The sequence below is a fragment of the Amycolatopsis sp. NPDC104819 genome, assembly GCF_055583145.1.
On the sequence record NZ_JBVJON010000012.1, the window covers coordinates 34,827 to 47,473 of the forward strand.

Annotated in this window: 13 protein-coding genes; all 13 read left to right on the forward strand. The window is 70.7% G+C overall.

Annotated features, from left to right (window positions below; translation table 11 throughout):
• Positions 1-44: 44 nt before the first annotated feature.
• Entirely contained in the window at positions 45-1,235 is a 1,191-nt protein-coding gene (locus ACZ63E_RS33100; protein WP_465340131.1) for an ROK family protein, read from the forward strand.
• A 19-nt stretch (positions 1,236-1,254) separates the two neighbouring features.
• Positions 1,255-2,523: an ABC transporter substrate-binding protein gene (locus ACZ63E_RS33105; RefSeq protein WP_465340398.1), complete on the forward strand. Its 1,269-nt coding sequence runs from the start codon at positions 1,255-1,257 to the stop codon at positions 2,521-2,523.
• A complete protein-coding gene (locus ACZ63E_RS33110) occupies positions 2,520-3,476 on the forward strand; it encodes a carbohydrate ABC transporter permease (RefSeq protein WP_465340132.1) in 957 nt (318 codons plus the stop codon). Before ACZ63E_RS33105 ends, ACZ63E_RS33110 begins: the two co-directional genes overlap by 4 nt.
• Positions 3,476-4,315, forward strand: a complete 840-nt coding sequence (locus tag ACZ63E_RS33115; protein ID WP_465340133.1) for a carbohydrate ABC transporter permease — start codon at positions 3,476-3,478, stop codon at positions 4,313-4,315. Before ACZ63E_RS33110 ends, ACZ63E_RS33115 begins: the two co-directional genes overlap by 1 nt.
• A gap of 30 nt (positions 4,316-4,345) precedes the next feature.
• A complete protein-coding gene (locus ACZ63E_RS33120) occupies positions 4,346-5,662 on the forward strand; it encodes a glycoside hydrolase family 27 protein (RefSeq protein ID WP_465340134.1) in 1,317 nt (438 codons plus the stop codon).
• 166 nt (positions 5,663-5,828) lie between these two features.
• A complete protein-coding gene (locus ACZ63E_RS33125) occupies positions 5,829-6,638 on the forward strand; it encodes a CoA transferase subunit A (RefSeq protein WP_465340136.1) in 810 nt (269 codons plus the stop codon).
• 634 nt (positions 6,639-7,272) lie between these two features.
• On the forward strand, positions 7,273-8,025 hold the full coding sequence (locus ACZ63E_RS33130) for a CoA-transferase subunit beta (protein ID WP_465310524.1): 753 nt from the start codon (positions 7,273-7,275) through the stop codon (positions 8,023-8,025).
• The gene (locus tag ACZ63E_RS33135; RefSeq protein WP_465340137.1) at positions 8,022-9,203 is read left to right on the forward strand and encodes a thiolase family protein; all 1,182 of its coding nucleotides are present in this window, start codon (positions 8,022-8,024) and stop codon (positions 9,201-9,203) included. The genes ACZ63E_RS33130 and ACZ63E_RS33135 overlap by 4 nt, the downstream gene beginning before the upstream one ends.
• Before the next feature lie 10 nt (positions 9,204-9,213).
• Positions 9,214-9,951, forward strand: a complete 738-nt coding sequence (gene pcaH / locus ACZ63E_RS33140) for a protocatechuate 3,4-dioxygenase subunit beta (protein WP_465340138.1) — start codon at positions 9,214-9,216, stop codon at positions 9,949-9,951.
• On the forward strand, positions 9,951-10,505 hold the full coding sequence (pcaG, locus tag ACZ63E_RS33145) for a protocatechuate 3,4-dioxygenase subunit alpha (protein ID WP_465340140.1): 555 nt from the start codon (positions 9,951-9,953) through the stop codon (positions 10,503-10,505). Before pcaH ends, pcaG begins: the two co-directional genes overlap by 1 nt.
• A gap of 23 nt (positions 10,506-10,528) precedes the next feature.
• Complete coding sequence (gene pcaD / locus ACZ63E_RS33150; protein ID WP_465340141.1) at positions 10,529-11,305, forward strand: 3-oxoadipate enol-lactonase; 777 nt, start codon at positions 10,529-10,531, stop codon at positions 11,303-11,305.
• Positions 11,302-11,706, forward strand: coding sequence for a 4-carboxymuconolactone decarboxylase (gene pcaC / locus ACZ63E_RS33155; RefSeq protein ID WP_465310529.1), 405 nt, complete (start codon positions 11,302-11,304; stop codon positions 11,704-11,706). Before pcaD ends, pcaC begins: the two co-directional genes overlap by 4 nt.
• 10 nt (positions 11,707-11,716) lie before the next feature.
• Entirely contained in the window at positions 11,717-12,535 is an 819-nt protein-coding gene (locus ACZ63E_RS33160; protein ID WP_465340142.1) for an IclR family transcriptional regulator domain-containing protein, read from the forward strand.
• Positions 12,536-12,647: the final 112 nt, after the last annotated feature.

Consider the following 12,647-nt stretch of genomic DNA (forward strand, 5'->3'; position numbering starts at 1 on the left):
TAAATTCTTGACGAAGTTAATTAATCCTGCCTACCCTTCCGGCCATGCCTCGCAGTGCACCGGCAAGGGCGCCGATCACCAGCCCCGCGGCAGCGACCGTCTTCACCACGGTCCTGACCGAGGGGCCGGTCTCCCGCGTCGACGTCGCCCGCCGCACCGGGCTCTCCTCGGCCGCGGTCACCAAGGCGGCCCGGCCGTTCATCGACGCCGGTTACCTCGAGGAGCTCGCCTCGGAAGGCCGGACCACCCCCGGCGCCGGCCGTCCCGCGAACCCCCTGGCCATCCGCCCGGACCGCGAGTACTTCGTCGGTGTCAAGATCACCGGCGACGACCTGATCGGCGTGGTCACCGACCTGCGCGCCGACGTCCGCGCCAGCGCCCACCACGCGCTGACCGGCCACGACGTCGACCACGTCGTCCGCGCGCTGGCCGACCTCGTCGGCGAGCTGCTGGCCGGCCCGACCCCGGACGGCACCAGCAACCTGCGGGAACGCGCCTACTGCCTCGGTGTCGCGGTGTCCGGTGACGTCGACCGCGCGTCCGGCGTCGTCCGGTACTCGCCGTTCCTCGGCTGGCGGGACGTCCCGCTGGCATCCCTGCTGGAAGACGCCACCGGGCTCACCGCGACGCTCGAAAACGACGTCAAGGCCCTCGCCGTCGCCGAGCAGTGGTTCGGCGAGGGGGTCGGCGCGTCGTCGTTCGCGCTGGTCACGGTGGGTACGGGCATCGGCAGCGCGCTCGTCGTCAACGGCGACCTGGTCCGCGGCGCGCACGGCGTCGCGGGCGAGATCGGGCACGTCCCGGTCGCCGACGACGGCCCGGCCTGCCACTGCGGCGGCCGGGGTTGTGTCGAGGCGATCGCGTCCACCGAAGCGATCCTCACGCGGGCCAGGGCGGTGTCCGGCGAACCCGCGCTGACCATGGAAGACGCGGTGCTGCGCGCCCGTGGCGGCGACGAGCCGCTGCGCGGGGTCTTCGCCGGGGCGGGGCACGCGATCGGGCTCGGCCTGGCCGCGCTGGTCAACCTGTTCGGCCCGGAGCGCGTGGTCGTCTCCGGGGAAGGCGTCGCCACCTACGACCTGTTCGAAGACCAGATCCGCCGGACCTTCGCGGTCCAGGCGTTCGGCAGCGCCGCCCGCTGCGGCCTGGTGATCCGGCCACTGCCGTTCGAGGAGTGGGCGCGGGGCGCGGCCGCCGTCGCCATCCAAAGTCTTTTTGTCGCCGAGAGCGTCTAAGGAGTCCGTTGTGAGCCCCATGAATCGCCGAAGCTTCCTGGTCGGTTCCGTCCTCTTCGCCGGTGGCGCCGCACTCGCGGGCTGCACGAGCGATCCGCTGAACAAGAACGCGGGCGCCGCTTCGGGCGCCAAGGTCACGTTGCAGCAGTGGTACCACGCGTACGGCGAATCCGGGACGCAGCAAGCGGTCCAGCGCTACGCGCAGGAGTTCACCAAGGCCAACCCGGACATCGCGATCAACGTCAGCTGGATCGCCGGCGACTACGAGACCAAGCTCAACTCGGCGATGCTCACCGCGCAGGCGCCGGACCTGTTCGAGCTGGGCGACTTCCGGTACCAGAACGTCAAGAACGGCCTGCTCGCGCCGCTCGACGACGTCATCGCGCCGGCCAAGGCCGACTTCAGCCCGGCCGCGCTGGACACCGTGACGGTGGACGACAAGATCTACGGCGTCAAGATGATCGACGACGTCATGATGCTGTACTACCGCAAGTCCGCGCTGCAGGCCGCGGGTGTGCAACCGCCGCAGACGTTCGCCGAGCTGCTCGACGCGACCCGGAAGCTGAACACCGGCAAGCAGAAGGGCCTCTACGTCGGCACCGACGGCGTCGGCGAGGCCGCGACCTTGCTGCTCTGGTCGTCCGGCGCCGACTTCTTCGACAGCAGCGGCAAGAAGGTCGCGTTCTCCTCGCCCGAAGCCGTCGCCGCGATCGCCGGGCTCAAGCAGCTGCACGACACCGGCGGCCTGCTCCAGGGCTACCCGACCGACTGGTCCGACCCCGGCGCGTTCGCCAACAACGCGACCGCGATGCAGTGGGGCGGCCTGTGGTCGCTGCCGGACATCAAGAAGGCGCTGGGTGACGACTTCGGCGTGGTCCCGTGGCCGAAGTTCGGCGACGCGGGCAAGCAGGTCGCGCGCGTCGGCGGCTGGTACCAGCTCGCGAACGCGAAGTCCGCCAACTTGGACGCCGTCAAGAAGTTCATCGACTGGCTGTGGATCAAGAACGCCGACCTGCAGAAGGACTGGTGTGTCAAGTACGGCTTCCACATCCCGGCCCGCAAGCCGGTCGCCGCGCAGACCACCGAGTTCTCCAGCGGCGCGGCGAAGGACGCCGTGACGATCTCGCAGCAGAACGGCAAGTCCTACTCGGGGCTGTGGAACAAGGCGTCGGCGACGCTGTTTCTCCAGGCCGCGACGAAGATCGCGAACGGGCAGGCCGACCCCGCCGCCGAGCTCGGCGACGCGGCGAAGAAGGCCCAGGCCGAAGTCGACAAGCAGCTGGCATGACGGCCTTGATGGAGGCGCCGGCAGTCCCCGCGTCGGCGGCGAAGAAGCGTCGCCGGCGCCGGGACTGGCGCGCGATCGGCGCGTTCGCCGTCCTGACCGGGCCGGTGGTGCTCGGGCTGGGGCTGTTCAAGTACGTCGCGATCGCGTGGAGCTTCCTGCTCAGCTTCAACGACGCGCGCGGCACGATCAGCCTCGGGAACTGGATCGGCTTCGACAACTACGCGTTCCTGCTCGGCGACGACGCCTTCCTGACGTCGCTGTCGACGATCGCGGTGTTCACCGTGTTCATCGTGCCGATCACCTTCGTGGCGTCGCTCGGCCTCGCGGTGCTGATCAACAGCATCAAGCGCGGCAAGGCGTTCTTCCGGACGGTGTTCCTCATCCCGGCCGCGGTGTCGTACGTCGTCGCGGCGCTGGTGTGGAAGATGGCGCTGTTCAACGGCCTGCCCTCCGGCGTCGCGAACGTGCTCGGCGGGCTGTTCGGCGCCGAGCCGGTGCCGTGGCTGTCGGAGACGAGCCCGCCGGTGTACTGGGTCGCGGTCGTGACGCTGCGGCTGTGGCTGCAGGTCGGGCTGTACATGATCCTGTTCCTCGCCGGGCTGAAGGCGATCTCGCCGTCGCTGTACGAGGCGGGGGAGCTGGACGGCACGACCAAGTGGCAGGCGTTCCGGTACATCACACTGCCGCAGCTGCGGAACACGTCGGTCGCGGTGCTGCTGCTCATCCTCATCGCCGCGTTCCAGGCCTTCGACGAGTTCTACAACCTGTTCGGCACCGGGCTTTCCGGCACGGCGACCGCGCCGGTGAAACCGCCGCTGGTCTACCTCTACGACTCCGCGCTCGGCGACCAGAACTACGGCGTCGGCTCGGCGGGCGCGTTCCTGCTGACCGTGATCATCGTGGTGATCACCCTGCTCCAGGGCCGGTTCGTCGGCTTCGGGAAGAAGGACTGATGGCCGTCCTCGCCGCTCCCCGCGTCAGGAAGGCGCCGAAGTACGTCCTGGCCACGGTGCTGTCGGTGATCTTCCTGCTGCCGTTCTACATCATGCTGCGCAACGCGCTCATGACACGCCAGCAGGTCAGCTCGCCGGACTGGTCGTGGCTGCCGGACCCGCTGTCGTGGGTGAACTTCGGCGAGCTGTTCGCCGACGCGTCGGTGCCGATGGCGCACTCGCTCTGGAACTCGTTCCTGGTCGCGATCGTGACCGCGCCGGTCGGCACGCTGTTCGGGTCGATGGCGGGGTACGCGTTGGCCCGGATCAACGTCCCGGGGCGGCGTGCGGTGTTCACGTACGTGCTGGTCACGCTGATGATCCCGCAGTCGGTGACGTTCGTGCCGACGTTCGTCGTCGTCGGCTCGATGGGCGGGGTCAACACTGAGTGGGGGATCATCGCGCCGAACCTGTTCAGCGCGTTCACCGTGATCCTCTTCCGCAACTTCTACCTGCGGTTCCCCGCCGAGATCGAGGAGGCCGGGCGGCTCGACGGCCTCGGCTACCTCGGCGTCTACCGGCGGCTGGTGCTGCCCAATTCGGGGAGCATGCTCGCGTCGCTCGGCGCGCTGATGTTCATCGAAAGCTGGAACGCGTTCCTCTGGCCGCTGGTGATCGGACAGGACCCGTCGTCGTGGACCGCGCAGATCGCGCTTTCGACGTTCCTGACCGCGCAGTCGGTCAACCTGCCGGCGCTGTTCGCCGGTGCTCTGGTCACCATCGCGCCGCTGGTCGCGATGTTCCTGGTCGCCCAGCGGTTCATCGTCAGCGGGATCGCCGCGAGCGGGCTCAAGGAGTAGGTCCCCCCTTCCCCACCGAGGAGTGTCCCGATGAAGCGCCTCCTTTCCGTGTTTCTCGCTGTGCTCGGTTTTCTCTCCTTCCTGGTGCCCGCCGCCGACGCGCGGACGCCGTTCGTCAAGCCGTTCATGGGCTGGAGCAGCTGGAGCCTCGAGTCGTCGACCCGCGCGGGTTACGGCACTTCGTGGCTGAACGAGTCGCACGTCCGCGACGCGGCCGGCGCGCTGGCGTCGAAGCTCAAATCCGCGGGGTACGCCTACGTCAACATCGATTCGGGCTGGAACGCGGACCTGTCGTGGGTGTTCCACACCGACGTCAACGGCATCCCGGCGCCGGACCCGGGGCGCTTCCCGTCCGGGATTCCCGCGTTGGCTTCTTACGTGCATTCGCTCGGGCTGAAGCTGGGCTTGTACTCGGTGACGGGGCTCGAGAAGGAGGTCTACGACAAGAACGCGCCCATCCTCGGGACGTCGTGCCACGCGCAGGACATCGCCTACCGGCCGCTGACACCGTCCAACATGTGGGGCGGCAACTGGAAGGTCGACTTCTCGAAGCCGTGCGCGCAGAAGTATTACGACTCGGTCGTGGCGCGGTTCGCGTCCTGGGGTGTCGACTTCATCAAGGTCGACGGCACGACCGCGGACAACGTCGCGGACATCGCCGCCTGGTCGAAGGCCATCGACCACTCGCGACGGCCGATGTGGCTGACCGCGAGCGCGTGGCCGGTGCCGCGGGCCGCCGGGCCCGCTCTCGCGCCCTACGCGAACGGCGTCCGCGTGAACACCGACGTCGAGTGTTACTGCGACACGGTGTCCACCTGGGACAGCTCGGTGAAGGCGCGGTGGGCGGACCTGCCTTCGTGGCAGGGCGTGTTCGGGCCGCAGTTCCGGCCGGACCTCGACTCGATGCCGATCAGCAACAACACCGGCAGCGGCATCCAGGACGGGATCTCCGACGTCGAGCGGCAGAGCGTGATGACGTTCTGGTCGATGGCCTCGTCGCCGCTGTACGTCGGGGGCGACATCTACTTCCTGGACGCGTCCGCGGTGTCGATCCTGACGAATCCCGAGGTCATCCGGGTCGACCGGGCCGGGTCGTACGCGAGCCAGGTGACCGGCGGGAACCTCCAGGTGTGGAAGAAGCGCGCCCCGGACGGCCGCTGGTACGCGGCGGTCTACAACCTGGGTTCGGCGCCCGCCGACATCACGGTGGACTTCTCGTCGCTGGGCGTCCGGGGCACGCAGCCGGTGCGTGACCTGGTCGCGCGGGCGGACCTCGGCCGTTCCCGCGGCTCCTGGACCGCTTCCGCCGTGCCCGCGCACGGCTCGCGGCTGGTCCGCATCGGCTGACCTTCCGGTCTCGAAGGGGACTTTCTTCGCGCGAACGGCGAAGAAAGTCCCCTTCGTCGTGCGTGCGTCATCCATTGGGCGGAAGACACCTGGTCCCCGCCCCGGCGACCGTGCTATGTTCGCTGGCAGAACGAGTGTGCGTGATGCGAACAGTGGGGAGCGTGTGATGGCGGAGCTGCTGTCGCTGGAGGAGGCCGTGGCCCGGCTGGTGCGTGACGGGGACACCGTCGCGCTCGAGGGCTTCACGCACCTCATCCCGGTCGCGGCGGGGCAGGAGATCATCCGGCAGCGGCGCCGGGATCTCACCTTGGTGCGGATGACGCCGGACATCGTGTACGACCAGCTGATCGGCGCGGGTTGTGCCCGCAAGCTGATCTTTTCGTGGGGCGGCAACCCCGGCGTCGGCTCGTTGCACCGGTTCCGCGACGCGGTCCAGCACCACTGGCCGGTGCCGCTGGAGATCGAGGAGCACAGCCACGCGGGCATGGCGAACCGCTACGTGGCGGGTGCGTCCGGCCTGCCGTTCGCGGTGCTGCGCGGCTACACGGGCACGGACCTGCCGGCCCAGACGGAGACGATCAAGCCGATTACGTGCCCCTTCACCGGAGAGCGCCTGACAGCGGTCCCGGCCCTGAACCCGGACGTCACGATCGTCCACGCCCAACGCGCCGACCGCGAGGGCAACGTCCAGATGTGGGGCATCACGGGAGTCCAGAAGGAAGCGGTCCTGGCGGCCAAGCGTTCGATCGTGACGGTCGAGGAGATCGTCGACAAGCTGGAGCCCCGCCTGGGCGCGGTGATCCTCCCGTCCTGGGTGGTATCAGCGGTGGCCGAGGTCCCGGGCGGCGCAAAGCCGTCGTACGCAGCGGGTTATTACGAGCGCGACAACGCGGCGTACCAGGCCTGGGACGAGATCGGCCGCGACCGCGAGGAGTTCACGAAGTGGCTGAGCGACCTGACGGGCGTGACGGCATGACCCAAACCAGCCAGGAACCCGGCTCCCCCCAAGGGCCGGTGGCCGCTGCCTCCTTCCCCGAGCCAGCGACCACCGGCCGGAGCACCCCCATCCCGGCCCGCCTCGTCGCGGCCTCGGACTTCTGCGTGGCCTCGGCCGGCTCCACTTCGCGTCGGGCACCCCTGGCCCCAGCCCTCGGTCCCGGCCGACCGGCCACTGCCCGCTTCCCCGGGGCGGCGCCCGCGCGCCAGACCCGCGCTGTCGCGGTCTCCGACCTTCGCGAGGTCTCGTTCGGCTCCGCCTCACGCCCGGCAGCCCTCGCCTCCGGCCGACCGGCCACTGCCCGCTTCTACGAGGCGGTGCCCACTCGCCAGACCCGCGCTGTCGCGGTCTCCGACCTTCGCGAGGTCTCGTTCGGCCCCGCCTCACGCCCGGCAGCCCTCGCCTCCGGCCGACCGGCCACTGCCCGCTTCTACGAGGCGGTGCCCACTCGCCAGACCCGCACTGTCGCGGCCTCCGACATCCGCGAGTCCTCGTCCGGCCCTGGCCTCACGCCCGGCAGCCCTCACCCCCCGGCCGACCAGCCGCCACCCCCTCGCATCACCCCAAACCCCCACAGCCCCGGCAAACCCCGCCACACCGCGGAGGCGAAGGCATGACCACCGACTACACGGCCGACGAGATGATGAGCGTCGCAGCGGCCCGCGCCCTCGGCGACGGCATGTCCTGCTTCGTCGGCATCGGCCTCCCGAGCAAGGCGGCCAACCTCGCCCGCCGCGCGCACGCCCCCAACCTCACGCTGATCTACGAATCCGGCTGCCTGGGCGCGAAGCCGTCCCGCCTCCCGCTGTCCATCGGCGACGGCGAGCTGGCCGACACCGCCGACGCCGTGGTCAGCGTCCCCGAGGTGTTCAACTACTGGCTCCAGCCCGGCCGCATCGACGTCGGCTTCCTCGGCGCCGCCCAGCTGGACAAGTTCGGCAACATCAACACCACGGTGATCGGCTCGGACTACCACGACCCGAAGGTCCGCCTCCCCGGCGCGGGCGGCGCCCCCGAGATCGCGGCCTCCTGCGGTGAGGTCTTCATCGTCCTGCGCCAGAGCCCCCGGGCCTTCGTCGAGAAGGTCGACTTCGTGACGTCCTTCGGCCACGGAACGGGCAAGGGTGACCGCGAGAAGCTCGGCCTCCCCGGCCAGGGCCCGACGCTGGTCGTCACCGACCTCGGCCTGATGCGCCCGGACCCGGAGACCGCCGAGCTGACGCTGACCGAGCTCCACCCCGGCGTGGAGCTCGACCAGGCGATCAAGGCGACGGGGTGGAAACTGAAGGTGGCGGACGACCTCAAGACCACCCCGGCCCCCACCGACCAGGAGCTGACCCTGCTCCGAGACCTGGAGAAGGCATGACCGACGTCTACGTCCTCGACGCGATCCGCACCCCCTTCGGCCGCTACGGCGGCGCCCTCGCCGGCGTCCGCCCGGACGACCTGGCCGCGGGTGTCCTCAAAGCCCTCCAGCGGCGGCACGACCTCGATCCGTCCACAGTGGACGAAGTCACCCTCGGCGACGCGAACGGCGCGGGTGAGGACAACCGCAACGTCGCCCGCATGGCCGCCCTCCTCGCCGGCTGGCCCACCAGCGTCCCGGGCAACACCGTCAACCGCCTCTGCGGCTCCGGCCTCGACGCGGTGATGCAGGCCAGCCGCGCCATCCAGGTCGGCGACGCCTCGCTCGTCGTCGCCGGCGGTGTCGAGTCGATGACCCGCTCACCGCTGGTCATGCCGAAGCCGGAGAAGGCCTTCCCGGCCGGCAACCAGACCCTGTACAACACCGCGCTCGGCTGGCGCATGGTCAACCCGGCGATGCCGTCGCAGTGGACCGTCTCCCTCGGCGAGTCCACCGAACAGCTCGCCGAGCGCTACGGCATCGACCGTGACGAGCAGGACGCCTTCGCCGCGCGCAGCCACGTCAACGCGGCCAAGGCGTGGGACGAAGGCTTCTACGACGACATGGTCGTCCCCGTCGAGGGAGTCGAGCTGGCCCGCGACGAAGGCATCCGGCCGGACTCCAGCCCCGAAAAGCTGGCCAAGCTGAAGCCCGCCTTCCGCAAGGAGAACGGCACCGTCACCGCGGGCAACGCCTCCCCGCTGAACGACGGCGCCTCGGCCCTGCTCCTCGGCGACGAGGCCACCGCCGGCCGGCTCAACGCCACCCCGCTCGCCCGGATCGCCGGACGCGGCGCGGCGGGTGTCGACCCGGACGTCTTCGGCATCGGCCCGGTGCGCGCCGCGGAGATCGCGCTGGAGCGCGCGGGCATCGGCTGGGACGACCTGGCCGCCGTCGAGCTCAACGAAGCCTTCGCCGCGCAGTCGCTGGCGTGCCTGCGCGACTGGAAGGACCTCGACCCGGAGATCGTCAACACCCACGGCGGCGCGATCGCGATCGGCCACCCGCTCGGCGCATCCGGCGGCCGGATCCTCGGCACCCTGGCGCACGACCTGCACCGCCGCGGCGGGGGCTGGGGACTCGCCGCCATCTGCATCGGCGTCGGCCAGGGCCTGGCCGTCGTCCTCGAAGGCCGCTGAGGGAGGCGCCGTGGCTACCCCGACCGAACTGAGGCTGCCCCGCTACGGGGAAGACCCCGAAGGCACCCACCCGCCCCTCGACTACAGCGGGTACCGCTCCACGGCGCTGCGGCACCCGACGCAGGAGCTGGTGCTCCTCCCGCAGATGCTCACCGAGGTCACCGGCCCGCTGCTCGGCCCCGGCCGTCTCGGCGAGCTCGACAACGACCTCACCCGGCAGCACGCGGGGGAGCCGCAGGGCCAGCGGATCATCGTCACCGGCCGGCTGCTCGACGGCGACGGCCGCCCGGTGCGCGACTCGCTCGTCGAGATCTGGCAGGCGAACGCGGGCGGCCGCTACCGGCACACCGGCGACCGCTGGCCGTCCCCGCTCGACCCGAACTTCGACGGCCTCGGGCGCACGCTGACCGACAGCGACGGCCGCTACACCTTCACCACGATCAAGCCCGGCGCGTACCCGTGGAAGAACCACGACAACGCCTGGCGCCCCGCGCACATCCACTTCTCGGTGTTCGGCTCGGCGTTCACCCAGCGGCTGGTCACCCAGATGTACTTCCCGGACGACCCGCTGTTCTCCCAGGACCCGATCTTCAACTCCATCCCGGACGAGCAGGCCCGGCAGCGGATGGTCTCGCGCTACGACCACGGGATCACGCAGTCCGAGTGGGCGCTGGGGTTCGAGTTCGACATCGTCCTGCGCGGGCGCGAGGCGTCGGTGTTCGAAGAGGAAGAGGAGGACGACGACTGATGCCCAAGCTGCTGCCCACCCCTTCGCAGACCGTCGGCCCGTACCTGTCGATCGGCCTGCCCTGGCCCGACGGCCCGTTCGTCGTGCCCGAGGGCACCCCCGGCGCGTTCTGGATCCGCGGCATCGTGCGCGACGGCAACGGCGACCCGATCCCGGACGCGATGATCGAGACCTGGCAGGCCGACCCGGACGGCGGCTTCCGCCACCCGGACGACCCGCGCGGCGAGGCGTCCGGCGAGTTCCGCGGCTTCGGCCGCTGCCCGACGACCACCGACGGCACGTACGGGATCCTCACGCTGCTGCCGGGCGCGCTGCCCGGCGGGGGCGGCACCAGGCAGGCCCGGCACATCGACGTGTCGGTGTTCGCGCGCGGCCTGCTCAACCGGGTCGTCACGCGGATCTACTTCGAAGACCAGGACAACTCGGAAGACCCGGTGCTGGCGACCGTCCCGGCAGAGCGCCGAGCCACGCTCATCGCGGCGAAGACCGACGACGGTTACCGCTTCGACGTGCGGCTCCAGGGTGACGGTGAAACCGTGTTCTTCCGGGTATGACAAGCGCGAACGGAGGCGAGGGCGTGGCTGCCGTGCAGGTGCACCGGGTTGTCGAAGGGCCCGAAGACGGGCCGGTGGTGGTCCTGGGCGGGTCGCTCGGCAGCGACGTCCGGATGTGGGAGCCGCAGGTGGTCCCGCTGCTGGAGCGCGGTTTCCGGGTGGTGCGGTACGACACCCGCGGGCACGGCGCCTCACCGGTGCCGCCGGGGCCCTACGACCTCGAAGACCTGGGCGCCGACGTCCTGGCGATGCTCGACGAGCTCGAGGTCGCGCAGGCACACCTCGTGGGCCTGTCGCTCGGCGCGATGACGGGGATGTGGCTCGGCGTCCACGCGCCGGACCGGGTCGCGAGCCTGGTGCTCTGCTGCACGTCCGCGAAGCTCGGCCCGCCGCAGATGTGGGTCGACCGAGCCCGCACGGTCCGCGAGAACGGCACCGGCGCGGTGGCCGCCGCCGGCGTCGGCCGCTGGCTGACACCGGGCTACGCCGAGCGGCACCCGGACCGCGCCGCGTACCTGCGCTCGATGATCACCGCCGTCCCGGCCGAGGGCTACGCGGCCTGCTGCGGCGCGATCGAGCGGATGGATCTGCTCGACGTGCTGCCGAAGATCACCGCACCCACCCTGGTCATCGCGGGGGCCGACGACCCGGTCACCCCACCGGAAGGCCACGCGGACCTGATCGCGGCGGGCATCCCGGGCGCGCGGCTGGAGGTCGTCCCGGACGCCGCGCACCTGGGCAACTACGAGCAGCCCGAGGAGTTCACCACGCTGATCCTCGGACATCTGGAGGCGCTGTGAGCGAAGACCGGCACGAGCAGGGCATGAAGGTCCGCCGCGAGGTGCTCGGCGACGAGCACGTCGACCGCGCGGTCGCAGGCACCACGGACTTCAGCCGCCCGTTCCAGGACTACATCACCGAAGGCGCGTGGGGTTCGGTGTGGTCCCGCGACGGCCTGGACCGGCGCACGCGCAGCTGCGTCACACTGGCGGCGCTGACCGCGCTGCAGGCGCACAACGAGCTGGCGATGCACGTCCGCGCGGCGGTCCGCAACGGCCTCACGGCGGCGGAGATCGGCGAGGTCCTCCTGCACACGGCGGTCTACGCGGGCGCGCCGGCGGCGAACGCGGCGTTCGCCATCGCGCAGCGCACCCTGGCCGAGCTCGGCGAGCCGACCGCCCTGCCGGCCGACGCCGGATAGGGTGCCGGGAATGGACACGGGGAGGCGCATCGAAGCCGAGCCGGCGCACCGAGGCGCCCACCACGTGCAGTCGCTGGAGCGCGGTCTGGCCGTGATCAAGGCGTTCCACGCGGGCGCGGCAGAGCTGACCCTGAGCGACGTAGCCCGCGCAACGGGCCTCACCCGAGCGGCGGCGCGCCGCTTCCTGCTGACGCTGGCCGACCTGGGCTACGTCCGCACGGACGGCAAGTACTTCTCGCTCACGGCGAGGGTGCTGGAGCTGGGGTACGCGTACTTGTCGAGCATGACGCTGCCCGAGGTGGCGCAGCCCCACCTGGAGCGCCTGTCCGGGGAGGTCCACGAGTCGAGCTCGGTCTCGGTCCTGGAGGGAACGGACATCGTCTACGTGGCGCGCGTGGCGGTCTCCCGAATCATGACGGTGAGCATCAACGTGGGCACCCGCTTCCCGGCGTACGCGACATCGATGGGTCACGTGCTGCTGGCCGGGCTGAGCAAGGCAGAGCTGGAGGCGTACCTAGTGGTCGCAAGGCTGGACCGCCTGACCGACCGCACGGTCACGTCCCCGGACGGCCTCCGAGCGGAACTGGCAACGGTGACCGGCCAGGGCTGGGCGATGGTCGACCAGGAGCTGGAGGAAGGCCTCCGTTCGGTGGCAGCCCCGATCCACGACCGCAAGGGCCGAGTAGTGGCGGCGGTGAACTTGTCCACGCACGCCAGCCGCACAACGGCGGACTCGGTAAGGGAGGACCTGGTCCCACCCCTGCTGGAGACGGCCCGAGCGATCGAAGCAGATCTGGCCGTAGGCGCCCCAAGCCGAGCCCATGGCTGAGCAGAGCCACGGCTACGCACCCGCTTCAGTGCGATTCCGGCAGCCAGAGCCCATGGCTGAGCAGGCGATGAGCGAAGCCCCGCACCCCGCCTCAGTGCGGTTCCGGCGAGCA

Excerpts from the sequence above, each read along its gene's own strand:
- ACZ63E_RS33100 (WP_465340131.1), top strand. The coding sequence starts at position 45 with ATGCCTCGCAGTGCACCGGCAAGGGCGCCGATCACCAGCCCCGCGGCA.
- ACZ63E_RS33105 (WP_465340398.1), top strand. The coding sequence starts at position 1,255 with ATGAATCGCCGAAGCTTCCTGGTCGGTTCCGTCCTCTTCGCCGGTGGC.
- ACZ63E_RS33110 (WP_465340132.1), top strand. The coding sequence starts at position 2,520 with ATGACGGCCTTGATGGAGGCGCCGGCAGTCCCCGCGTCGGCGGCGAAG.
- ACZ63E_RS33115 (WP_465340133.1), top strand. The coding sequence starts at position 3,476 with ATGGCCGTCCTCGCCGCTCCCCGCGTCAGGAAGGCGCCGAAGTACGTC.
- ACZ63E_RS33120 (WP_465340134.1), top strand. The coding sequence starts at position 4,346 with ATGAAGCGCCTCCTTTCCGTGTTTCTCGCTGTGCTCGGTTTTCTCTCC.
- ACZ63E_RS33125 (WP_465340136.1), top strand. The coding sequence starts at position 5,829 with ATGGCGGAGCTGCTGTCGCTGGAGGAGGCCGTGGCCCGGCTGGTGCGT.
- ACZ63E_RS33130 (WP_465310524.1), top strand. The coding sequence starts at position 7,273 with ATGACCACCGACTACACGGCCGACGAGATGATGAGCGTCGCAGCGGCC.
- ACZ63E_RS33135 (WP_465340137.1), top strand. The coding sequence starts at position 8,022 with ATGACCGACGTCTACGTCCTCGACGCGATCCGCACCCCCTTCGGCCGC.
- pcaG (WP_465340140.1), top strand. The coding sequence starts at position 9,951 with ATGCCCAAGCTGCTGCCCACCCCTTCGCAGACCGTCGGCCCGTACCTG.
- ACZ63E_RS33160 (WP_465340142.1), top strand. The coding sequence starts at position 11,717 with ATGGACACGGGGAGGCGCATCGAAGCCGAGCCGGCGCACCGAGGCGCC.